The sequence below is a fragment of the Ochrobactrum sp. MYb379 genome, from assembly GCF_037479515.1.
In the GTDB taxonomy this organism is placed as follows: domain Bacteria; phylum Pseudomonadota; class Alphaproteobacteria; order Rhizobiales; family Rhizobiaceae; genus Brucella.
Genome location: NZ_JBBGYW010000006.1, coordinates 62,052 through 85,969, shown reverse-complemented (window position 1 = coordinate 85,969; position 23,918 = coordinate 62,052). Strand labels below are relative to the sequence as shown.

The following is a 23,918-nucleotide window of genomic DNA, read 5'->3' as shown; positions in this document are numbered from 1 at the left end:
CCGCTCCCCCGGCCGTTTATTTTTTCACTCAAGCCGGATAGTTAACAAACTCTCCGCCCCGGCATTTTTTTAGATAATTTAGTCCATGAACCTGACCGGTCATTTCAAGATCACCACGGTAAACGGGATCATGCCAACCTTCGATGTCTATTGAACCGGACCAGCCAGCCAGACGTAGTTCTGAAATCACATCAGTCCAGTTGGTATCCCCGAAGCCCGGGGTACGCATGAATACGAATGGCTCTTTGCCAAAGATTCCATGCTCTTTGATCACATCCCAACGGATTGTCGCATCTTTTCCATGAACGTGGAAAATCTTACTTGCCCATTTGCGAATTTGCGGGATGGGATCGATGAGATAAACCATTTGATGGCATGGCTCCCATTCAATACCAATATGATCATCTGGCGTTGCGTTGAAAATCAATTCCCATGCATCTGGATTATGCGCAATATTCCAGTCACCTGTCGCCCAATTACCATCCATAGCGCAGTTTTCGAACGCGATTTTGATACCTTTGTCAGCGGCACGCTTAGCAAGCTCACTCCACACCTCTTTGTACCGTGGCAGACTATCTGTCAGCGGCTTGCCCCGTACACGCCCCGTAAAACCTGCAACACAGGTAGCGCCAAAATGATGCGCATTATCAATGCAATCTTTCCAACCTTGAAGCGTTTCGAGATCAATGTCGGTCGTTTCCAACGGATTGCCAAACATGCCGAGTGTCGAAATCGTAATATCACGATCACCAATTGCCTCTACGCATCGCTTGCCCAAGTCTGCAAGATCCTGGCCATTTGTAGTCTGCCAGAAAAATGGCTCGAAACTCTCAAAGCCCAGGTCAGCTATCTGACTGATGCGTTGCGCCGCATCTTCCTTAGTTCCTCTGACCATCGTTCCCATGCGAATAGATTTTGCCGGATTGCTCAATGTCTAACCCTCATGCTGCAATTGTTACACGTTGACGAAGATTGGCACTTTCAATCGCACCAACCACCATCGCCAGACTGTTAATATTGTCGTAAGACGCTGTTTCCGGAGAATTTCCACTTTTGATAGCATCCAAGAAAGAAGACAGAACACTCGCATGCCCGTGTGTTTCTGCATCATTTTCGGGTCCAGAAACGTTTACGAAATCAGATCCATGAAGCAGCCCAGCATCCATGCCGGCTAAGGATGCCTTTAAGCTATCTTCTCCGTCCCAGGTAATCATGCCTTTGGAGCCAACCAACCGCCATGCACTTTCCCAACTCGTACGCTCACCTTCTGCGCACCAAGAGCCGCGATACGTGAAAACGACATTGTTAGAAAATTCAAAAACGGCATTTGCCGCTGCACCATGGCTATACCATGATCCCTTGGGATTGGTTTCAAGGCAATAAACGGCATTTGGAACTTCACCAGCTACAAAACGCGCGGCGTCAAAGGTGTGAATTGCCATATCAAGAAGAAGAACATTACGCATTTCTTCGCGGAAGCCGCCAAAGTGTGGCGCTAAGAAAAAATCACAATGTATCGCAGAAAGATCGCCAATAAGGCCTTCTTTAACAGCGCGCCTCAAACGCCGGATACCAGCAACAAAGCGTCTATTTTGTACAATAGCATGCACTTTACCGGCTTCTTTAGCCAAAGATATAAGCTTTCGCCCTTCTTCGATAGAAGAGGCCATCGGCTTTTCGCTTAATACATGACAGCCAGCGGCCAAACCTGTCGATACAACTGCAAAGCGTGCGGCAGGAACAACGATGTCAAATAGGACATCTGCATGTGTTGCTTTGAGCACCTGATCAAGATCTGAACCAATCAGAGCATTGGTGAGGCCAAACTCCTGCGCCAAAGCCTCCGCTGCCTCATGATTGAGATCCACAAGCCCAACGATACGCAGCGATGAAGACAGTTCTGGAGACGATGCGATTGCGCGCAACCAACCTTTGGCCATAGCTCCGCAACCGCATATAACGGCATTCAATGTCACGATTTCCTCCCGGTTACAGTGCACGTTCTCCTTAACGCGCATATTCCGTAAACGTTTACGACGCTATGCGATTAATGCTATATGTGTCAAGACCTGTAAAAAGCCGAACCAAAAAAATCGCTTGGGGAGTGAATCATGAAGGGCATTCGTCAGCTTGCCGAGCATCTGAATATTTCCATTGGCACTGTTTCCAGGGCGCTCAATGGCAAACCTGATGTGAACGAAGAAACGCGCCAGCGCGTTCTGGAAGCTGCTGAAACCCTTGGTTATGTCGCCAACCAGTCAGGGCGCAGCCTTCGACAAGGAACAACCAACGTCATTGGGCTCATGACTGGAAGTACGCCCGAAACAGTCGAAAATGCTGATAATTTTTTTACAGGCCTGACAGACGGGCTGCAGAGCGTACTGACTCAGCACAACCTTGACCTTGTTATTCTTCCTTGCCCCGAGGATGAAGACAGCGAAGAATATCTAAAGCGCATGGTAGCGCGTCGCATGGTGGATGCTATGATAATCTCTTCAACAAAACGCATTGATCGACGCATTGATTTTCTGATCCGTGCCCGCCTGCCATTTATAGCTCTGGGCCGGTCTCAATCTGGCGGCGCTCACACGTGGATTGATCTCGATTTTGAAGGTGTCGCGCGGCAAGCGGTTAATCGGTTTGTCACCAACGGGCACCGTCGCATCGCAATCGCCATACCAGACAATGATATGAATCTTGGCTATCTTTTTATGGATGGCTATAAAAAAGCTCTTCAAGAAAACGGCATTCCATTCGACCCCTCTTTGATCATCAGGGCGCGTTCGAGTGAACAAGGCGGCTACCACGCTGGCAGTGAGCTTCTACAAATGAGCCCTCGTCCGACCGCCGTGGTTTTGATCTATGAGTTAATGGCGCTCGGCTTGTATCGGCGACTTGAAGAAGTGGGAATTGTGCCAGGTCGCGATGTTGCCGTGATCGGCTTTCGGGAAGAGCCTCGTGGACGCTTCATGCAGCCACAATTAACGAGCTTCAGATTGTCTCTCCACGAATTGGGAATATCTGTCGGCCAGGTCTTATTATCAACTATGCCAGCTTACGCAGATATTTATAACAGACAAGAGCAGCATATTATCTGGCCTATGGAACTGGTTGCTGGTGATAGCGGCTAGTTTGATCGCACCCGTCCGATTAAGCTTTCAGATCGGCTAATTTCCACCGCTGATCTTTGACCGGGGAGAATGCGTGTTGAGCGAAAACATTGAAAATTCAGGGCGCACATTGAGCTCCTTACTATTTTTGATCCAAGGCATTTCCTTTTCTATTCCAGCGCTATAAATTGAATTTAACAATCAAGTTTTTGAACACTCGTGGTCTTAATAAAATTTTCTTGCCGGCAAGACAGCGAAGTCAATGCTGGCCAGTACGGACACAACTCACCATGAGCGCCGCCCTTCCGGTAAGTAATTTCACAGCGCGTGATATTCTGCAACATAGTGCGTCTCTGTCGCTTGAAGTGGAACCTTCCGATATTTCAGCAACTGTTATGGAAACGCCGTTTTTCTCCGGACAGCTCCTTGTAAGAGAAGTGCAGCCCGGATTGACTGTTACAGCAAGTGACGTCACCTACCTCACGGATGAAGAGGTTATCGTCAACGTTGACACAGCACTCTCCTGTGGCTTTCTACTAGACGGAGATGCCGAAGAAATTTTAATCGGCGAAAAACATCGTGTCCGCAAACGTCTTAATTGCCCAGTGCTTGTCGGCTATGGAACACGAAGTTCTTGCCGCTGGCGCCCCGCGCTTCATCACAGAAGTATCGGCAGCGGCTTTATGATTAGGCTCAGGACCCATTGATTTCAGAATGGTGAGATGATTCAGTTTCGCTTGAGGAGACTGATCGATGAGTAATCTTTACTGGCTGAGCGAAGGACAAATGTCACGCCTTCGCCCCTTTTTCCCTAAAAGTCATGGACGTCCGCGCGTTGATGACAGGCGTGTCTTGAGTGGAATTATATTCATTCTTCGCAATGGGTTACGGTGGTGTGATGCCCCTCGGGAATACGGGCCTTGTAAAACGCTCTATAATCGTTGGAACCGTTGGTGTCACAAGGGGATATTTGCTCAAATATTGGAAGGCCTGTCTTCCAAGTCGCCGGTTGGAAAGACCGTCATGATAGATGCGACCTATTTGAAAGCACGCCGCACGGCTTCAAGCCTACGGTTAAAAAAGGGGGCGATGGACGCCTGATCGGTCGGACGAAAGGTGGCATGAATACCAAATTGCACGCCGTCACCGACACGCAGGGGCGTCCTATCAGGTTACACGTCACGGCGGGACAAATCAGCGACTATACCGGAGCTGCAGTCTTAATCGAGACGTTACCGAAGGTCGACTGGCTGCTTGCTGACAGAGGCTATGATGCCGACTGGTTTAGAAAACGGTTAAAAGACAAAGAGATAAAGCCATGCATCCCGGGGCGCAAAAACCGCAAGAAGCCTATCAAGTATGATAAACGCCGATACAAGCGGCGCAATCGTATCGAAATCATGTTTGGAAGACTGAAAGACTGGCGCAGAATTGCCACCCGTTATGATCGCTGCCCGATTGTGTTCCGAGCAGCAATAGATCTCGCAGCAGCCGTCATCTTCTGGCTCGGAAACCAATGAGTCCTGAGCCTAACATCCCAAGCTCCTGTGACTTCCTCAAGCTCCACTTCTACACTTTTTGCGCGATTCTTTATATAAGTCAACAAAGATTAACATTTATAAAATTTCAATAATTATGATTGGACAGCAAAAGTATGATCAGCACGGCTCGCTGCTCGGTGCAGCAAAATCGACAAGACATTCGCAGCGCAATTCGGATCTTAATTAAGGGCAAAAAAAGAGGGCCATCGGAAACCGAGGCCCTTTAAATTTAGAAGGTTAAACCTTCAGAGGGGAACAGCTGGACGCAAAATGGGAGGAGTGCGTCACAGCTGACGTGCTTATGCCTAAATAATTATCATAAAGCATCTATTTTTTGTGCATCTCAGCTATGAACTACACGCAAAGCTAACACCATAAACGTCAGCAGAAGTTGAATCGATTGTGAAGCAACGGTTTATGGTATGCCTGTTTAAAAGTTTCGAGCTACGGAACCGGCAGATGGGACGTGTGTTAAGTGGCGACCTACGGTCATGCGCTTTGCAGGCTGGCAGAGAAAATCATCGGCCCGCAGCGCCGGTATTTGGTTTGGGGTATCGGCAGCAATAGCAATCCGATGGAGCGTGGTTCAAGGCTTGACGTGCACAAAGATTTCATTCTGAGAATGATCGAAGGCCGCAAAAATATAACACTTAACGGGATAGTTGCGCAGCTGGCTAAAGACCGTAGCGTTCAGATTGTACGAAGTGCTTTAAGTATTTGGCTTCTGGCGCGTTGCTTTAGATTTTAAATAAGGCAGCACTTGCAGTGGCGCAGGAGTGACATGTCTTGATCAACCGACGTTAAGATTGATTTGAACATAAACTTGAGCCTGATCCTGAACGTCTCGTATTGTTTGACGGTAAGTTGGAAAGCAAACAATCCAGTGAATCGAGTGCTTGCCCAACGGCCTGAATGCGAAGATTTCGAGACTGCGGAGACCCTCTCAACGCGGCGAAACCTGACATGTTGGCATTCCACGTGGACACTGGCAAAAAACTACATTCAGCGGTAAGCTTCGCATGTGAGGTATTCACCGCCCTATAGTCCATATCGCAATCCAATCGAAACTATATTGGATGAAGCAACTCACCCATAGCATTTTCAAAGTATATGCCCTTTAGAAAAGGTTGCACAGATTACCGACCAACGTGCGCTTTATTACTTCAACCGCACCTTTTAACTCTCTGATCGGTTTCGGTTTTGAGAAAAACCAGCCTTGAAAGTCATCACATTTCATATGATGCAATTTTATCAGTTGTTCTTTGGTTTCAATACCTTCGGCAACAACGCGTTTTCCCATCCTATGTGAAATATGGATTATGCCTTCGACAATTGCCTGATCTGCGAAAGATGTCTCAATATTCTGCACAAAGGAGCGATCGATTTTAATATGATCAATCGATATTGTTCGCAAATGAGACAGAGAGGCGTAGCCGGTTCCAAAGTCGTCGAATGCGACCTTGACACCAAACTCATGAAACTTCTTTAGCCCGTCATAAACATGCTCTCGATCTCGACTTAAAAGCATACGCTCCGTAATCTCGATACAAAAACGGGAAGCAGGCAGGCCAGTTAACCTCAAGAGTTCTATAAAGCGTTTAATATAAACGTCTGATTTTAGGTCCGAATTCGTAATGTTTATAGCGATGAAGTCGGTTTCAATGCCAAGTGTTCGCAATTCGATTGCATCGAAAAATACTCTCTCAAGGACAAACTGACCGATTAGCTCAGAGGTTTGATCGTCTTCCAATGCGGCTTCAAAATGCTCCGGAGTGAGTATCTTTCCACTTGGATGGTTCCAGCGTAGCAAAGCCTCAAAAGAGATTTCTCTGTCAGCTAAAAGCGAGACAATGGGTTGATAGAACAATTCAAACTGCCCATTCGCTAATCCTATTTTCACCTCTTCTAACAGGGAAACACGCGCATTCAGATGAACCAGAAATTGCTTTTCAAAGACCGAGACTTGATTTCGCCCCGTTGACTTAGCACAATAAAGTGCGATGTCTGCCGCTTTAAACAAAGATGTCAGGTCTTGTCCGTCATCAGGGTAATGAGAGATACCTATGCTTGCACTACAATGCCTGGAGTTAATACCACTTGTTGGGATAGCTCTTATTTTTTCCAGTAGGTTATTTAAAGTCGCAAGTGTCTCTTGTTGATTATCATTCGCGAAAACCAATCCAAACTCGTCTCCGCCCAAACGCGCCACAAATGTTGATTGCTCGAGACTTTCTCTCAGTGTTCTTGAAATTTTCGCCAATAAAATATCACCAGCGTCGTGGCCATATGAGTCATTTACATATTTGAACGAGTCGATATCGAACAATGCCAGCGTCAATTCTGACCTGTTTGCTTTGCAAACTACCAGTGCTTTATTCATCTGCGCCTGAAAACTTCGCCTGTTGCCTAACCCGGTCAGCGCATCACTATTCGCGAGTTTATCCAGCTCAGTCTCATTGTTACGTAATTCGGCCTCAACCGCTTTTTGATGGGATATATCAAATCTAATTGCCGTATAGCTATCGATTTTCCCGTCAGTACTGCGATGGGGGACTATTGTGGTATCAACCCAGTAATGGCTACCGTCTTTGGCTTTGTTGCAAATTTCGCCATGCCAGACATGGCCATTCCCGATCTGATGATACATGTCTTTAAAGATTTTTAACTCGTGGAGACCCGATTTGAGCAACCTATGGTTCTGGCCAACTAATTCATCCCGCCGATAGCCGCTTATCTCACAAAATTTACTATTTACATATGTGATCGTGCCCTTAACGTCTGTTATGGCAACTATTGCGGCACTATCTAAAGCATAGCGGATAAAGGCCTCTTCACGCTTATAATCATCCAGGTCTGCTTCAGGAAGGGGTGACAAAAGAGACGGATATTCGACCAGAGGCTTAGAGCCAATATTTGAGGTATTCTTCATCTTTGCATTCCATCAAATTATGCAAAAAGCCTTCATCTTTGAGCAAATCAATTTGCAGATGCCATATTAATAATATTATATATAGCTAATATAGTAAAATCCTACAGAAATTATTATTTAAATACATTCATGCTTTGGTAAAATCTATTTATCTCTCCGTTGGTTCATTTAAAAGCCCATCTTTATGCCAAACAAGCCCCTCGCCATTTGAGAATATTATTGGCATTTATTCTCACCAGATAGATACCATCGCGTCGATAGCAGCACCCTGCGGTGCTGCTATCGCTATAGCGTAGTGTAGGTTAGTCAACTGTATATGCGATCACGGAGTCCCCAGGAGTTGTTCCCAGAGAACCGTGGCCTCCAGCAGCAATAACGACATACTGCTTTCCATCTTTACCACGATACGTCATAGGAGTTGCCTGCCCCCCGGCTGGAAGTTTATGGGACCACAGTGTTTCGCCAGTTTTCATATCGTAACCGCGAATGATGTCATCAAGAGCTGCCCCAGTAAAGGCAATGCCACCAGCTGTAGTTAGTGTTCCACCATGTGCGAGCATACCCATTTCGAATGGTATGGGGAACTGAATACCGGCAATTTTTTGACCCGCTACCGTACCATTACGATATTTCCAAGCTGTCGTGCCGTCTGCGAGGTTGACACCAACACGAACGCCCCACGGTGGAGTATTGCATGGTACGCCCAGGGCAGAACGCATGTGACTAATTGAAACGGCATAGGGTCCGCCGAGATTTTCGTTGCCCGGCTTGGATTCTCCACCTGCGTCGCCCGCATTTCCAAACATGCGTTTATCAGGTTCACCTTCAGGCCGTTTATACAGCCGGTAAAGGTAAGGAAGGTACTGAGGTGTTGCAATCATCCATCCGTTGACAGGATCTACAGCCACCGAACCCCAGTTAAAGACACCGATATTTCCCGGCCATACGAGCGAAAGACCTTCTGTCTGCGGTGGAGTAAAAGGATTTCCGTCATAACGCGCCTGACGGTAGGTAATGCGACAGGCGATCTGATCAAATGGCGTTGTGCCCCACATGTCAGCTTCAGTTAATGGCGCTGGAGTGAAAGATAGGGCGGACATTGGTTGTGTCGGCGACAGCTTTTCATTTGGAATGTCTGTCTTTGTCGAAACATTCATTTCATGAACGGGCATGATTGGATCGCCAGTGCGACGATCTAAAACCCAGATGTTACCGATTTTTGTAGGAACGAGAATTGCAGGAACATCCTGCCCGTCATGCGGCAAGTTCAGCAACACAGGCTGTGAAGGAATATCGCGGTCCCAAAGGTCATGATGGGTTGTCTGAAAATTCCAAACCAAACGGCCCGTCCTGAGGTCGAGTGCGGCGAGCGAATCTACCATCTTCTGGTCTGCTTCAGACCTTGATACACCGACCTGGTCGGGTGATTTATTTCCAAATGGGACATAAACCAAGCCAAGCTTCTCATCTGCCGAAAGCTGCGTCCAGGCAACAGCCGAATTGGGCTCGTAAAGCTCGTCACTCGCGAGTGGGGCGGTTTCATCTGGCTTACCCGCATCAAACTTCCAAACGATATCGCCAGTGCGTACATCATAAGCGCGAATAACACCTGACGGGTTATTCTCGTAATAATTATCGGCGATGGCGCTCCCAAGAATAATCAGATCAGCAGTTACCAGCGGTGCAGAGGTTTGCTGATAAGTTGCGCGTTCCATGTTTGGCATCTGCGCTTTAAGATCGACATAACCATTATCGCCAAAGCTTGTGCACAATTCACCATTGTCGGCGTTCAAAACATAAAGGCGTGCATCGACGGAAGAAGCAATTATGCGGCGCGGGCATTGCAAAATTGCAGCCTTTATTGCTTCGGCCTTTACAGGATCAGTATCTGCGGGAACGACATACTCTGATGAATCATTATAAGAAACGCCACGGCATGTCTGATGCTGGTATTGGTTGTCGCGTTGCATCTTCGGATCAAAGGACCAGGCCAGTTTGCCTGTTTCCGGCTCCAATGCCTGTACGATATTATGTGGCGTACAGAAATAAAGAAGACCATTCACTTTAATTGGGGTCGCTTCAAAAGTGTATTCTTTTGAATCGACGGCATCACCTTCACGCAGATCACCTGTGTGATGCTCCCACGCGACTTTCAGTTTTCCGACATTGTCACTATTGATATCTTTTAGCGACGAATAACGCTGACCAAGGTTCGTTCCACCATAAGCAACCCAGTCATTTGCTGGATAAGGGACGCCACTTGGATCAATACTCGCCTCTTTAGCACCAGCGACTGTTTGCAATGTCCCCTGTTTTTCGATGGGATCGATAAACCATGCAACAAGCGCCATCGTTGCAACCAGACCCACGACAGAACGTAAAATAAACGGGCCATTCGCAAGGCCGGGCGACCAAAGCTTTACAGGCTTGTCACGAAGCCCGCGCACAATAAAGGGCAACGAAAGTAGCAGGCCTAAGAAGATTATGAGCGCACCACGTGGTATCCACTGCCACTTGTCCATCCCAACTTCATAAAGTGTCCATATGAAGGTCACAACAAGTGTTAATGCGTAGAATACAAGCCCATTCTGACGTAGCCGAAAAAGCTGTACGCCTGAAATCAGAAGCCCTAAAGCCATAATGACATAGAAAAAACTGCCGCCAATAATTGCCAGCTGCGCACCATAATATAAAATGGCAGCGCCTAATAAAGCAGTTATTAAACCGCCTATACGAGTTAACATGGAACTCACTCCAATCCGACTGAATACTGAACCCGGCATCAATCATATCGTGGTTTAATGCTATAGGCAGAACGGTCACAAATTTTTGATTATTAATTCGAATATCAAAAAACAGCTATCTGACAGGATATTACGCCGACATACGCTCGCCTGCATTATCCTTTTAAACCTGTGAATTGAGCACAAAAGGTTTCTGTGCAGCGGCCCTATCGACCGCGATAAACAAAGGGTGGTGGCTCAGCAAGGCTATCCGCTTCAGCTTGCTCTGCCAGGAGTTGACGCAACGGAGAGCGAATACAGACAGGGTCGGTTGCAGAAGCATCGCCCGCAAGCGCCATTGCCTGACAGCGGCAACCACCAAAATCTATCGCCTTGCGATCGCAACTGCGGCAGAGTTCCGGCATCCAGCTATCACCGCGAAAAGCGTTAAACGCCTGCCCCTCATACCAGATCGTTTCGAGGTCTTTGTCGCGCACATTGTCAAATTGCAGTGTCGGGATTGTTTCTGCGGCATGGCACGGTAATGCTTTACCCGAAGGCGTAATGTTCAGACCTGTGCGCGCCCAGCCACCCATACAGGCCTTTGGATAAGATGCATGATGATCTGCGCCAACATAGTCGATGACAATGATCCCTTCGAGACGTTTCCGCGCGCTTTCAACAAATGCATTTGCTTTCAGAAATTGCTCTTTTGTCGGCATCAAAGCTTTACGGTTTTTGTCGGCCCAGCCATGAAACTGAACCGTCGCAATCTCGATGCGTCGCGCCCCAAGCTTAACTGCAAGTTCCAGCATTTCATCCATCTGGTCCATGTTCTGCTTATGACAGACGGCATTGACCGTAAGGGGAATACCAGCCGCATGAGTCCATTCGGCAACGGCAATTTTGCGTTGATAGCCACCCTTATATCCGCCAACACGGTCGGCTCGTTCAGGTGTCGATCCCTGAATTGAAAGTTGCAAATGGTCGAGCCCTGCATCGGATAGTTCTGTAATACGCTTTTCCGTAAGGCCAATGCCGGATGTAATAAGATTGGTGTAAAGACCGGCTTTAGCGGCAGCCGCCGTCAGTTCCACAAGATCCCGACGTGCCGCAGGCTCTCCACCTGAAAGGTGCAAATGTAATACGCCTAAAGTCGCCGCTTGCTGGAAGGCTTTAATCCATTCCTCGGTAGAAAGCTCAGTTTTAACACCTTCAAGCTCAAGAGGATTTGAGCAATATGGGCAGGCAAGCGGGCAGCGGTGTGTCAACTCCGCAAGCATAGCGATGGGAGCAGGAATACGAATACGTCCCCCATTCCATTCGCTTGTCGGCCTGACACTTACATGCTCGTTCAAGACTTCAACTCCAGCATCCTGCGTTTTGAAAACTCATCCACAAAAGCAATAACGTCACTGAGGATCTGATCCTTGGGCGCTTCAAATTTAACCGCAAATTCACCGGCGATTTCATCCAGCGTGCGCTCACCATCAAGCGCATTCACGATCATCACCGCAATTTCATCCAAAGCCAGCGCGCGCTCAGGTGCCAATAACACATTCTGAGCGCGTACCGGATCCTGGCGCAAACGCACGCCCCGCGCGAGCTTGGCTATTGTACCACCCGATACGATAACGGCTGTGGGTTCTGTCATTGCGCCGCTCCCTCAACTTCCAGCTTGCGAGCAGGCTGGTCGAGTTGGCCAATTACACCTTCGCGCCCATCCCAACCACCGGGCGGCAACAAGGCTGGCGCTACATATGCCTGATGCAGAGCATCCAGCTGCGCCCAAAGCACATCGGTCTTAAACGTCAGCGCTGCGGCAGCCGCGTCCTGCTTTTCTTTCGTGTCAGCATGATTGAGCACATAGTTCAGACCGAAAGCCACATCGACGGGCGCTTCATCCAGACGTTTACGAAAATAGGAAAGAGCCTGCTCGTTAGCGAAAGCATAATGTTCAATCAAACCAGCGATGCGGTTTTTATGAATGGCAGGGGCGAAGAGTTCAGTCAGCGAGGCTGCGACCGCATCCAGCATCGGCATATCGCGCACAAAACGTACATATGCATCGCAGGCAAAACGCGTGCCGGGAAGAACACCACGATTTGAGGCGACATAATCCGGATCAAGACCCACAGCCTCCGCGAGCTTGAGCCAGCGTCGAATACCGCCACCCTCTTCTACACCACCATCATGGTCTTCAATGCGCTTGCGCCATGCGCGCCGTATCGACACGTCTTCGCAGCGGGACATAAAAGCAGCGTCCTTTAACGGGATACGGCTCTGATAATAGAAACGGTTGATGACCCAGGCACGAACCTGCGTGATGTTGCACCGTCCGCCATGCAGCATATCGTGAAAAGGGTGCTTGTCGTGATAGCGGGCATCACCGATTGCACGCAAGCGTGCTTCGAAATCAGTTCTGTTTTGAGCTTCAGTCAAGATCAATCTCCATGCCGTCAAATGCAACGGCCATTCCAGCTGCCTCTACGGTTGCGCGCTCTGGTCCCGACAGCCAGATCGGGTTGGTATTGTTGATATGGACATAAACCACCTGAGCAATGTTGAGAGCGCACAACAGTGCCAGACTGCCATCGGGCCCGGAAATCGACATATGCCCCATACGTTGCCCGGTTTTGAGACCGGTTCCGGCCGTAATCATTTCGTCATCAGTGAACAATGTGCCATCAAAAAACACAAGGTCCGCACCGCGAATGCGCTCTGCCAGCCAATCGGGTAGTTCCGCACATCCGGGGATATAATATGCGCGTTTGGTGCCTGCGATAAATTCAATGCCGATAGTTTGCTCGCCCTCGACGCCGAGTTCCGGCTCGCCCTCTTCCTGAAAAAGTGCAACCTTTCCCGGCACAGCAAAAATGCGCGCTGTCAGTCCTTCCAGCGGTGTAAACTCTTCATCAAGCTGAAAAGTTTTTCGCTCTACGAAGTCAGGATCAAGCACTTTAAAAACCGGGTTTTCGCTCAGGACTTTCTGAATAGCGGATGTTGCCAGCAACCGGAAGGGTTGCTTCTCACGTACCGTTAGCAATCCGCCAATATGGTCCACATCAGCATTGGTAATAACGATGCTTTTGACAGGGCTATCACGTAAGGCTCTTGGATGCAGTGCCTTGGTTTGTATCAACTGCTGCCGAATATCGGGCGACGCATTGAACACTGCCCAGTTTTCGCCATCGACGCTTACAGCAAGTGATGATTGCGTTTGTGGAGTTACCCCTGATCTGGGATCGCGTGCGGCAGCGCAATTGGCACAATTGCAATTCCATTGTGGAAGGCCACCACCTGCGGCGGCGCCGAGCACGAGAAAACGCAGGCTGCTCATGAAATCTAATTCCTTGTCCGAGTTGTCATATACATGTCGGAATAACTCGGTCGCGCCGATGCGCGATAACTCAAAATGTTGATGGCAACCGTAACCCGCAACCAATGTGACGCGGACGATTGCCACCAACAAAATTATTTCTCAAATGGTCTTGCTGCAAGCGGCAAAAACCATGCTTCTATGATTAGAACAGGATCGGTTCATCGCCGTCAGCCGGAGCATAGCGATTGATTTCCATTCCGCAGGTAACTTCAACGAATTTTGGTGCAGACCACTTCATTTCGATACTCCTTATTCAAAAGCAGATACCACTGCTCGTATTTATTATAAGGCTTAGATTGCGTTTTGGGCAAAGCCTCACACAAAAGTTATAATTCATTCACATAACATTATTTCGCACAAAATTTGAATCAGTGTGATCAAAATTATGTGCGTGACATGGCCGATTTTCGTCGGCCATGTTCGTTGATGCCTTTAGTCAGGCAACGCATAGGCAATGACATAGTCACCGCGATTGTCATTGGTACCGGTACGTGTGGCACCACCAGCAACAACAACGATATACTGCTTGCCATCTTTTCCGACATAGCTCATCGGCGCGCCCTGACCACCAACGGGAAGACGTCCACGCCAGAGTTCCTCACCCGTGTCACTGTCAAGCGCACGTGTATAGTAATCCAGTGTACCGTGGAAGAATGTCAGGCCGCCCTTCGTGACCAATGGTCCACCCATCGTTGGCATACCGAGTGGAATGAGAACGCCCGGAACGATACCGCGAACCGGCGCGTCCTGGATCGATCCCATAGGAACCTGCCACTTTGTCTTTCCGCTTTCGAGGTCAATGGCTGTCATAGTGCCAAATGGTGGCTTAAAGCACGGAATGCCTAGCGGTGAGACGAACATCGAGCGTTCTACACCCCAAGGGGTGCCAAGTTGTTCAGAATATTCCCCTTCAGTTGAAGGTGTCAGTCCGATGCGCTTGGCTTCATCCTGCTTGATAAAGCGACCCCACTGAGCCATGCGAATATCATTGACGATGAGCGTACCTGTCGCTGCGTCAATGGCACCGCCACCCCAGTTAAAGCCACCATAATAGCCCGGATAGATCAGAGTACGCTGCTTGTCGGAGAGCGGTGTAAACTCACCTTCCCAACGCATATCCTTAAACTCAATGCGGCAATACAACTGATCAAAGATTGTTGCGCCCCACATATCCCGCTCAGTCAGCTTGTCAGTGCCAACTGAAATCGCGGAATATGGCTGCGTTGGTGCAACATTCATGCCTGGCATGGAATCTGTTGACACCGGACGTTCTTCAACCGGCACAACAGGTTCACCCGTGCGACGGTCGAGAACAAAAATCTGACCACGCTTGGTAAGCTGAATGATGACCGGTGTTTTTGTGCCATCGGCACGTGGAAGATCGTAGAGAATTGGCTGCGATGAAACATCGTAGTCAAACTGATCAATATTTGCGGTTCGGAAATGCCAGCGCTCTTTGCCTGTCTTCATATCGACAGCAACAATTGCATCATTATATTCATCCGAATACGGATGACGATTTCCAGTCCAGAAGTCAGGCGTCTGATTTCCCGTTGGGAAGAATGCGAGGCCAAGCTCTGGATCGTAGGCAGCCGTGCCCCAGAAATTTGGTGTTTCTGGCGCGTAGGTCTGGCCTTCTGGCAGAGGCGTGCTATCGGTTGCGCCGCGAGCGGCATCCCAGGCCCACAGGATTTTTCCTGTACGCGCATCAAAGCCACGCACAACACCCGAAGGCTCGCCGACGGTCAGATTGTCGTTCAGTCGACCGCCAACCATCACAACGCCATCGGCAACCAGAGGTGCGGATGTCACGTTGTAAGAGCCCTGCTGACCACCAACCGGATCGGGCGTCAGGCCGACACTCAGATCGACAGCGCCATTCACACCAAAATCTTCGCAAAGCTTGCCGGTATTGGCATCGATTGCGAGAAGGCGTGCATCAATGGTCGATGTAAATATGCGCTTACGACAAACAGCAGGTGCAGATGCCTGAATGGCGTTTGCATTGACATTCGCGTTTTCGCTCACAGGTGCTGGAAGCGCTGTGAGATCAGCGTAGCCAACACCACGGCAACGACGCCAGCCCTTCGTGCTTTCAAAGACAGTTGCCTGTGGGTTAAACTTCCAGCGTTCCTGTCCAGTCGTCGCATCAATTGCAATGACTATGTTGGACGGCGTGCAAAGATAAACCGTGTCGTCAATCTTAAGCGGCGTAACCTGATATTCCTTACCATCGACGGCAAGGTCGCCGGTGCGATAGGTCCAGGCAACTTTCAGATCTTTTACGTTCGACTTGTTAATCTGGTCGAACTGAACAAAACGGTTACCACCCGTGTTCCGGCCATAAGCTGGCCAGTCATTGCCGCTATCTTTGCCTGCATCAGCATTTATGACAGGTGCTGGGCCATCGCCCGCCGCAACGACCGTTGGATGCGGACGGAACATGCCAAAAAGCGTAGCGACAAAAGCTGCGGCAAGCACAACTGACAAACCAGCCGAAGATTTACACGACAGCGCTGCGCGGCCTGACTTGCGTACCAGAGCCGGTGAAATGACAGAGGTGGCGAGCGCGATGACGAGGAACGTTAGAGTGCGTGGAACGAGCTGCCAGAAATCGAAGCGGACTTCCCACACACCCCAGATGACGCTTGCAACGAAAAGAGCAAGTGCGATCCACAACGTTGCGCCACGTTTGCGAAATGCAAAATAGCCAATCGCCAACATGGCGATACCTGCAACGAGATAAAACCACGAACCGCCCAGCGAGAGAAGTTTAACCCCTCCCCAGACGAGGCCGAGTCCGAGCAGTGCAACGACCACCCCCAGAACACGGAGTATCCATGTTAAAACATTGTTCATGTTGAATAATCCATTTGAACTACAGGAACTTCAGATGCTTTTCAAAATGGCAGTACGATTGCGATAAAGCTTTTGGTTTGGGCGTTTGCATAGCCTGAAAACTCTTACGAGATCCGCATCGCGCATCTGAAGCTGCTCCATATTTGGATCGCTGAAATCTCTATTCAGCAACCAGTCAATAACGCACAACTGTGCGCACATGCCCTCGTCCTGATTGAGCCAGACTTAGGATCGGATATGCAACACAGTTGAGCTTTCCTTCGGAGGAAAGCGCTCTTATATGGCGCGTTAAAAAGTGCGACAAGTCGTCACCAGGCACCGTTTGGACGGATTCACGTCATCTGAGCTATTGACATTTTATTATGTTCTAAATTGCCAGCGTGTGTTAATCGCTCTCTTCGGGAGGACAAGTGAATCATAAAGAGGCCATTTTGATTGACGCGTCCAAAAACCCCGGATTTCGGGACGTCGCTGAATTTGCTAAGGTAAGCATCACAACAGTTGAGCGGGTCCTGAACGAGCGCGGCAGCGTATCCCCAAAAACACGGGAAAAAGTTTTACACGCGGCCTCACAGCTGGGTCTTAGACGTGTTTTGCCTCTTCCCGACTACGGAAACCTGAGGATAGAGGTGATCCTCCCAACGAATCCAACGCCATATTGGGCCAGGCTTTCAAACGGTTTTAAGAACGCAGCAAAACTACTGCCGCGCGGCATAATGCTTCATCGCACTTTTGTGCCGGAAAACGATCCGCAGGCAATGATCCGCGCGATTAATGCATCGCAGTTAAAACGCAGCGCTCTGATCGTTGCAGCAGAACTGGACAGCGAAGTTGCAAAAAGCCTGGCGGGCGTCATGGAGAAGGGTGAAATCCTTATCTTTGTATCAACACGTATTCCCGGCTTGCCAGCTCATGCATTTAGTGGGGTCAACAATATGGCTGCGGGACGTCTGGCAGCATCCCTGATAAATTTCGCACTGCGTGAAAGGCCAGCCAAAGTTCTGATCCTCCAGGCAAATACGACCTTACAATCGCACCGCGACAGAGTGGAGGGCTTCAGAGCAGAGTTGCATACAAACCATAAGAGCGATGTCTTTGTCACTCACGAGGCCCCAAATGCATCTTGGGGCCATTTGGCAGAATTGGCAAAGTACGGCCGCTTGCCCGATGCAATTTATGAAACTGCCGACTCTGGTGGCGAAATTGCGACTATACTAAGAAAACTTGATCGGAAGCCAATCTGGATTGGCCATGAGCGCAATGATGCGCATGAAGCTTTAATCAGGGAACGCATTTTAGATTTTGTTCTCGATCAAGATCCTGAAAAGCAAGCACGTTGGGCGTTGAAGGCAGCCCTTACAGAACTCGGCGTCGAAAATTCTGATTTTTCATATGTCGAAAAACCAGAACTCCGCGTTTTTGCTAATGCCAATCTTTAGCTGGCACACTATTGTTCATATCTGCTGCGATTGAATAATGTGTAGTTTGTATCATCGTTGCAGTAGTTCAAATATTGCAGTCTCAATGGTTTTGGTATCAGCATCATTCAAACCTTCGCCAGCAACATGTCCCCATACGGTTTCCAAAATACGCAGCTCGGCTTTCGCAATACGGGAAGCTTCCCAAGCGGCATCTTTGACCGGAAAATACAGGTCACTCGACGCAGGCATGATCATTGTGTCAGCTTTTATTGCAGCCAGCGCCTGATCAAGGTCACCAAGATATTTTTCGTTAGCGCTTATGTCTGCATGTTGGCCGGTCCATAGGTGCGCGAGAATATTATTCGCATCGCGCTTCAAAAACCAATCTTCCCAGAAATTTACGAGAAAATCGTCAAGCGACTTATAACCGAGCGCGCGCTCATCGAGCTTCTCTCGAAAAAACGCCTGCGAAAAACCCCATGCTGCATAAATACGCGCGGCAACACGAAGGCCGCAAAGCGGTTGCTTCGTATAGAAACCGTGTTCAAAATTTGCATCAAGTTCAATAGCGGCTCGCACGCTATCAAAGAACAAATAGAAGTGTCGTGAGGTGCGCGCCGCGCTCTGAAAAGTGAACAGGCGCTCAACCATGTCTGGAAAGGACGATGCCCAATCAAATGCTTGTGCTCCGCCTAAAGACCAGCCTATAGCTAGTTTTATTTTTTGAGTTTTGAACCTTTCGGTCAAGAGCCGATGCTGTTGCTTAACATTGTCATGGATCGTCACACGGGGGAATTTCCCAGCATCGATGCACGATGGCATATTACTCGGGGAGCTGGATACACCATTACCAAACATATCTGGAACAATGATGAAGTACTTATCGGGATCAAGAGCACGCCCCTGACCAATCAACCAGGCAGCATCATCGTGCGTGGCCGCAAAAGATGTAGGATAAATAATGACGTTTTCTCTCTCATTATTGAACCGACCATATGTTTTGTATGCAAGCTGCGCATTACGGATATATTGTTTTGATTGAAGTTGGATATCGCCTAAGTCAAAGATATCATGACCCATTTTAATTTCTCCGCAGAATGAGAAGCAAAAACGATAGGGCTAATGCCGCAAAAATTGCCGCGACAGTTAGGGTGGTATGTAAATCAAAGCGGTCGGTGACTTGCCCACCAATCAATGCCCCTAAAGCGATAGCACTATTAAAGACCGACACAAAAAGCGCTGTCGTAATCTCAATGGAGGTTGATGCCGCTTTCATCATCCATATTTGCAGAGTGACCGAAACTCCACCATATGCCCCGCCCCACAAGATGAGGATTTCAACCGCTGAGATAGTCCCTTCCCCAACAAAGGCGAACCCAGGAATTGCTATCAAAAGGCTGAAAATAATCGTTCCCAGTGTCATTCCGAGTCTTGCTGAAGCGAACCTGCCTGCCAGAAAATTCCCAATAATTCCTGCAGCGCCGTAAATGAACAGCAACATGCCGATCCATTCCGTCTTAACACCAGATATAACCTCTAAAATTGAGCCCACAAATGTATAGGCGATGAAATGCCCCGTAACGAGCAACAGTGTAAGGAACAGTCCCGCCTGAACACGAGGTCTTTTCAATTCGCCGATCATCTGGCTTGCCCGGACAGACTGATTGACACGCAAGGCTGGCAAGAGACGAAAACCAAGCCCGAAGACAATCAGGCTAAATCCTGCCATGACTGCAAATGCCCCTCGCCATTCTGCAATGTCGGAAATCATCACGCCAAGCGGCACCCCCACGACTGACGCGGCAGCAACCCCGCCAAAAATAATTGCTGTCGCCACTCCTACCGATTGCGTGGGAACCAACTTCGGGGCCAGTCCGCCAGCGACTGCCCATATCCCGCCCATGCAAAATCCTACAATAACTCTCGCTACAAGCAGCCATTCATATGATGGTGACAAGGCCGTAGCGAGATTGGCGACGGTCAGGAGCATAAGCAGCCCGACTAGAACTCGACGTCTATCAATTTCACCTGCCATGAGAACAACCATGGGTGCGAAAAAAGCGGCAAACAGTGCGGGAACTGAAATAACTAAACCAGCAGTGCCAAGCGAAATATCCAGTTCCTTTGCAATTGGCATCATCATGCCTATCGGCAACATTTCAGTTGTCACAACTGCAAAAGTCGTAAGGCCCACAACATAAACCGCCGACCAATCCGTATGCTGAGCGCTTTGTCTTAATTCCGTGATCTGTGCCATTGGACTGCCTTTTATTGCGAAGCTTTTTGAGATTCACCTCAATCATTCGGCAGTCTTTACCAGGTCCAAAAAATTGATAAAGTAGCTCAGGACCGCATCAGATGGGACAAATTGGAACCAATGGTTGATCATTTCGGAGACATTCTGGCTTTCGTGCGCGTTGCAGATACCGGGAGTTTTACTCAAGCAGCGACGAAGTTAGGGATTACACGTTCGGCTGTCGGAAAGAGTATCGCCCGGCTCGAAGAAAATCTCGCCACACGTCTGGTTCATCGCACGACACGAAGCGTGAGCCTCACAGAGGAGGGAAAATTATTTTACGACCACGCTTTGCGTATCATTTGTGAAGTCGATGACGCAGAAGCGACACTGGCTATGCGCAATCAGGCGCCTAAGGGGCGACTTCGCATTGATATTCCAACAGCGTTCGGTCGTCTGCACGTCATGCCCGTATTACAAAAGTTTCTAGCCGAATGGCCTGAACTGGAGGCGGATGTGACATTCTCTGATGACTATTGCGATCTTGTCTCAGATGGAATTGATGTCGCAGTTCGCATTGGTGGACCAACCAACAGCGGTTTGATCCGGCAGGTTCTGGCACCCCACAGTTTTTTCACCTGTGCAACACCTGCCTATCTGGAACATCATGGCATGCCACAAAGCCTTGATGATCTGCAAAACCACAATAAAATTGTGTTTACCTATGCCAACTCGCCAATGCCATGGCGTTACCAAATTGGTGGTGAGGTTCGATACATTTCTGTCGAAGGACGCCTGAAACTCAACAACACGGAAGCAATCCGCGATGCGGCTTTGAATAACCTTGGAATTGTGCAGCTCGGCGCTTTTCTGGTTGGAGATGATATTAAAAAGGGGCGCCTGATACCAATCCTCACACATTTACGTCACGAAGAACTGCCCATTACTGCTGTTTATCCTACGCGGCGCCATGTTTCGCCAAAAGTAAGACGTTTCATCGAAGCCATTCGCAAAGAATGGGCAAGCGGAACGCCATGGGACCAAAACAAGTGATAACTCTATAATGTAAATGTTGCCAACACTGTCGTTTTTCCGGGACAGGATGTTATACTGAAACGTCCGCCGATACGCATAATGCGCATCGACATACTGCGGGTACCGATGCTCATACTCGCCAATTGAACAGCCGAAACATCAAAGCCAGCACCGTCATCTTCGACCTCCAATGTCAGTTCATTGGTTGCAGGCTGTTTAAGACGCACGATCACGTGCTTCGCGCGACTATGTTTAATGACATTCGTCAAAGCTTCTTCAACGACACGCGCCAATGCCAAACATTGCAATGTCGTTGGAGACTTTTGCCAGCGAGCGGGAAAACTCCATTCAGCAGCAATATCCAATTCATCAAAAAGTGCAGTGAAACGGTGTCTGAGTGGAGCTGCCCACTCGATCGGCGTTGCAGGAACCTTGATACTTGGGCTTGAATTGCTATCAATTGTCTGACGCAAGTCATCCCTTATCAGCTTCAGCATCGAAACAACTTGCGAACGGTTTACGGGCCCGCTCCCCTGCTCAATTGACGCCATCATATGAACCAGCGCGCCGCCTAAACCATCATGAAGGTCATGGGCAATTTCCAACCGATCTTTTAAACGGGTATTGGAAAGTGCGAGTGAATATTCACGTTCAAGTGTTGTTGCGAGTTCGGAGCGGGCACTGTCTATGCTTTCAGCAAGCTCGACATTGAACTGCTCAATACGGCGAACATTATGAGCATGACGGAGACCTAATATGCCTGACAAACTCAAAGTAATGACAATGTTGGAATAGGGCAACACCGTAAAATCTCCCGGAATAGGCCCAAAAACCATAACGATATCATGCAATATTGTTAAGATGAGCACAAGCAGGCAGCCACCAAGCATAAGGTGTTCTGGCTTTTTCGTTTGCCATGCATAAAGCGGAAAATGAATACAATTGAATAAAAAGAAAACGGCGGCAATGATGACACCAGCTATTTGAATATAAACAAAAAAGGCTTGCGGCATAAAAAGCGACGCAAAGACTAATATGGCTACAAAAACCCAAAGCGTTCGCTCATACAGCCTGGGAAAAAGCTCTCCGAAACGCATAACAAACATACAAAAGCATGCCACACATAACATCAAAGCAACGACGTTGACCCGGGATGCGGTCAATGTGTCAGGCCATGGCCATGGCGTCGTAACAAGAGTATTCGATATAAACACAACCCAGAATAAGGACGAAAAGGCGTACCAGCCATAAGCCGAATGATCGCGCCGAACGAACCAGATACAAAAGAACAAGATCCCAATAACACCAGAAACGATAATATTGGCGATATATAATGTGCGGTTGCGCCACCATAGGTTTTCGTATTGCGGATAGAGAGAAGTGGCCTCGCCCACAGCAATTGGTCCGAGACCCAGCATTTGTCCTTTGACACCTACAACCCTGATCCAAATTGTGTTGGTACCGTCCTGGAGCCAGGCATCTGGCAAAACCCAATAACGCGGCATATTCATGCTGCGTGATAGTGGCTCAACCAAATGCTCATCGCGCCAAAGAAAATGATCATTGATATAAATTTCACCGGCCATGATGATTGAACGCAACAGCAGTGCAATACGCTCTTCCGGTGCAGGCTCGCAATCTTGACCCCAGCTTATACGATACCAGATATTATCTGCCTGCTCCTTGTGGCGCCAATTCCAGTCATCGGGTAAAGTAACGTTTTCCCATTGCCCCGTATCATCGGGCCTTTGACCATTTTCAAGTGATTGAGCTGCCTGAATACTAACAATCTGAACGGGGCAGACCGGGACATCGCTGGCTTCCTTAGCCCAGGCGGATGGGCCAAGACCACACAAGAATAAAACGATTAACAGCCATCTCACGCCAACAAACCGCGCTGCCGCGCAGTATGAATGGCGCGGGTACGTGAAGAAACAGCGAGTTTGCGATAGATCCGCTTGATATGGCATTCCACCGTATAGCGGGACAGACACAGCGTGTCAGCAATATCTTTGTTTCCCAGCCCTTCAGCAACCAACGACAATATTTGGCTTTCTCGTGCAGTCAGCGCCTCCATGGAACTTTGCGGTTCGGGGCGCTCCTGCGTTTCAGCTGGCAGCTCTTCAATGATCCGTTTCGCCACAAATGGATCTATCGGTGCTCCACCGCGCAAGACACTGCGTATTGCCAGAGCGACTTCGATATCATCTCGCTCCTTTAACACATAACCAATTGCACCTGCTCTCAACGCAGAAAGAATGACGTCCTGTGTGCACCAAGCGGAAATTACCAAAATCGGCAGTGCCGGCTCACTAACATGTAATTCTTTAATCAGATCCACGCCATTGCCATCAGGCAGGCCCAAATCAACAAGCGCCAGAGAAACTGGTTCTTCGGCCAGATAAGCGCGCGCCTCCGCCAAAGATGCCACAAAGATAATAGCCTCAATCTTATAGCCAAATTGCAGAAGTATTCCCTCAAGCCTGCGACGGACTGCCAGATCATCTTCAACGAGAAGAACTGGCGCAGGTAAAGCTATATCGACTGCAAATGTGCTCAGAGACATCTGAGTTTCCTTTTTTGGCAAGACACAGTGAGAAAATCACTGATCAGTCGAATTAAGTTACAACCGCTCTGATTAACAGCAGGCTATTAGTCCCCATCATATCCGCTCACACGATA

Annotated in this window: 19 protein-coding genes; 5 read left to right on the top strand and 14 right to left on the bottom strand. The window is 48.7% G+C overall.

Annotation, left to right across the window (positions count from 1 at the left end; translation table 11 throughout):
* Positions 1–28: 28 nt before the first annotated feature.
* Positions 29–931 carry a sugar phosphate isomerase/epimerase family protein gene (locus WH356_RS14400; protein WP_339511921.1) on the bottom strand — a complete coding sequence of 301 codons (903 nt, stop codon included), beginning with the start codon at positions 929–931 and terminating at the stop codon, positions 29–31.
* Between the two features lie 10 nt (positions 932–941).
* Positions 942–1,976: a Gfo/Idh/MocA family protein gene (locus WH356_RS14395; RefSeq protein ID WP_339511919.1), complete on the bottom strand. Its 1,035-nt coding sequence runs from the start codon at positions 1,974–1,976 to the stop codon at positions 942–944.
* A gap of 135 nt (positions 1,977–2,111) precedes the next feature.
* Between WH356_RS14395 and WH356_RS14390 the strand changes: the two genes are divergently transcribed.
* From WH356_RS14390 to WH356_RS14380, 3 genes are all read left to right on the top strand, one after another.
* Entirely contained in the window at positions 2,112–3,131 is a 1,020-nt protein-coding gene (locus WH356_RS14390) for a LacI family DNA-binding transcriptional regulator (RefSeq protein WP_339511917.1), read from the top strand.
* 269 nt (positions 3,132–3,400) lie between these two features.
* Positions 3,401–3,817: a hypothetical protein gene (locus tag WH356_RS14385; protein ID WP_339511915.1), complete on the top strand. Its 417-nt coding sequence runs from the start codon at positions 3,401–3,403 to the stop codon at positions 3,815–3,817.
* A gap of 46 nt (positions 3,818–3,863) precedes the next feature.
* Positions 3,864–4,630, top strand: a protein-coding gene (locus tag WH356_RS14380; protein ID WP_339511913.1) for an IS5 family transposase whose coding sequence is annotated in 2 segments (ribosomal slippage) — positions 3,864–4,185 and positions 4,185–4,630 — 768 coding nt in all. Because the reading frame shifts where the segments join, the coding sequence is not laid out codon by codon here.
* A gap of 1,138 nt (positions 4,631–5,768) precedes the next feature.
* Here WH356_RS14380 and WH356_RS14375 read toward each other — a convergent pair.
* From WH356_RS14375 to WH356_RS14340, 8 genes are all read right to left on the bottom strand, one after another.
* Positions 5,769–7,580 carry a putative bifunctional diguanylate cyclase/phosphodiesterase gene (locus WH356_RS14375; protein ID WP_339511911.1) on the bottom strand — a complete coding sequence of 604 codons (1,812 nt, stop codon included), beginning with the start codon at positions 7,578–7,580 and terminating at the stop codon, positions 5,769–5,771.
* Positions 7,581–7,882: 302 nt separating this feature from the next.
* Complete coding sequence (locus WH356_RS14370; RefSeq protein WP_339511909.1) at positions 7,883–10,324, bottom strand: membrane-bound PQQ-dependent dehydrogenase, glucose/quinate/shikimate family; 2,442 nt, start codon at positions 10,322–10,324, stop codon at positions 7,883–7,885.
* 206 nt (positions 10,325–10,530) lie between these two features.
* Complete coding sequence (gene pqqE, locus WH356_RS14365; RefSeq protein ID WP_339511907.1) at positions 10,531–11,661, bottom strand: pyrroloquinoline quinone biosynthesis protein PqqE; 1,131 nt, start codon at positions 11,659–11,661, stop codon at positions 10,531–10,533.
* The gene (gene pqqD, locus WH356_RS14360; protein ID WP_339511905.1) at positions 11,658–11,957 is read right to left on the bottom strand and encodes a pyrroloquinoline quinone biosynthesis peptide chaperone PqqD; all 300 of its coding nucleotides are present in this window, start codon (positions 11,955–11,957) and stop codon (positions 11,658–11,660) included. Before pqqD ends, pqqE begins: the two co-directional genes overlap by 4 nt.
* Complete coding sequence (gene pqqC, locus WH356_RS14355; protein ID WP_339511903.1) at positions 11,954–12,745, bottom strand: pyrroloquinoline-quinone synthase PqqC; 792 nt, start codon at positions 12,743–12,745, stop codon at positions 11,954–11,956. The genes pqqD and pqqC overlap by 4 nt, the downstream gene beginning before the upstream one ends.
* A complete protein-coding gene (gene pqqB, locus WH356_RS14350; RefSeq protein WP_339511901.1) occupies positions 12,738–13,643 on the bottom strand; it encodes a pyrroloquinoline quinone biosynthesis protein PqqB in 906 nt (301 codons plus the stop codon). Before pqqB ends, pqqC begins: the two co-directional genes overlap by 8 nt.
* 184 nt (positions 13,644–13,827) lie before the next feature.
* Entirely contained in the window at positions 13,828–13,923 is a 96-nt protein-coding gene (gene pqqA, locus WH356_RS14345; protein ID WP_310014034.1) for a pyrroloquinoline quinone precursor peptide PqqA, read from the bottom strand.
* 194 nt (positions 13,924–14,117) lie between these two features.
* Positions 14,118–16,544 carry a membrane-bound PQQ-dependent dehydrogenase, glucose/quinate/shikimate family gene (locus tag WH356_RS14340; RefSeq protein WP_339511898.1) on the bottom strand — a complete coding sequence of 809 codons (2,427 nt, stop codon included), beginning with the start codon at positions 16,542–16,544 and terminating at the stop codon, positions 14,118–14,120.
* Positions 16,545–16,954: 410 nt separating this feature from the next.
* Between WH356_RS14340 and WH356_RS14335 the strand changes: the two genes are divergently transcribed.
* Positions 16,955–17,983: a LacI family DNA-binding transcriptional regulator gene (locus tag WH356_RS14335; RefSeq protein ID WP_339511896.1), complete on the top strand. Its 1,029-nt coding sequence runs from the start codon at positions 16,955–16,957 to the stop codon at positions 17,981–17,983.
* Between the two features lie 51 nt (positions 17,984–18,034).
* On the opposite strand, the gene WH356_RS14330 is transcribed toward WH356_RS14335, so the two are convergent.
* A complete protein-coding gene (locus WH356_RS14330; protein ID WP_339511894.1) occupies positions 18,035–19,045 on the bottom strand; it encodes an alpha/beta fold hydrolase in 1,011 nt (336 codons plus the stop codon).
* Between the two features lies 1 nt (position 19,046).
* Positions 19,047–20,222: an MFS transporter gene (locus tag WH356_RS14325; RefSeq protein WP_339511892.1), complete on the bottom strand. Its 1,176-nt coding sequence runs from the start codon at positions 20,220–20,222 to the stop codon at positions 19,047–19,049.
* Positions 20,223–20,342: 120 nt separating this feature from the next.
* Between WH356_RS14325 and WH356_RS14320 the strand changes: the two genes are divergently transcribed.
* Positions 20,343–21,254 carry a LysR family transcriptional regulator gene (locus tag WH356_RS14320; protein ID WP_339511890.1) on the top strand — a complete coding sequence of 304 codons (912 nt, stop codon included), beginning with the start codon at positions 20,343–20,345 and terminating at the stop codon, positions 21,252–21,254.
* A gap of 5 nt (positions 21,255–21,259) precedes the next feature.
* Here WH356_RS14320 and WH356_RS14315 read toward each other — a convergent pair whose 3' ends face one another.
* Both WH356_RS14315 and WH356_RS14310 read right to left on the bottom strand, forming a co-directional pair.
* Positions 21,260–23,206 carry a sensor histidine kinase gene (locus WH356_RS14315; RefSeq protein ID WP_339511888.1) on the bottom strand — a complete coding sequence of 649 codons (1,947 nt, stop codon included), beginning with the start codon at positions 23,204–23,206 and terminating at the stop codon, positions 21,260–21,262.
* Entirely contained in the window at positions 23,116–23,802 is a 687-nt protein-coding gene (locus WH356_RS14310) for a response regulator transcription factor (RefSeq protein ID WP_310014021.1), read from the bottom strand. Before WH356_RS14310 ends, WH356_RS14315 begins: the two co-directional genes overlap by 91 nt.
* Between the last annotated feature and the right edge of the window lie 116 nt (positions 23,803–23,918).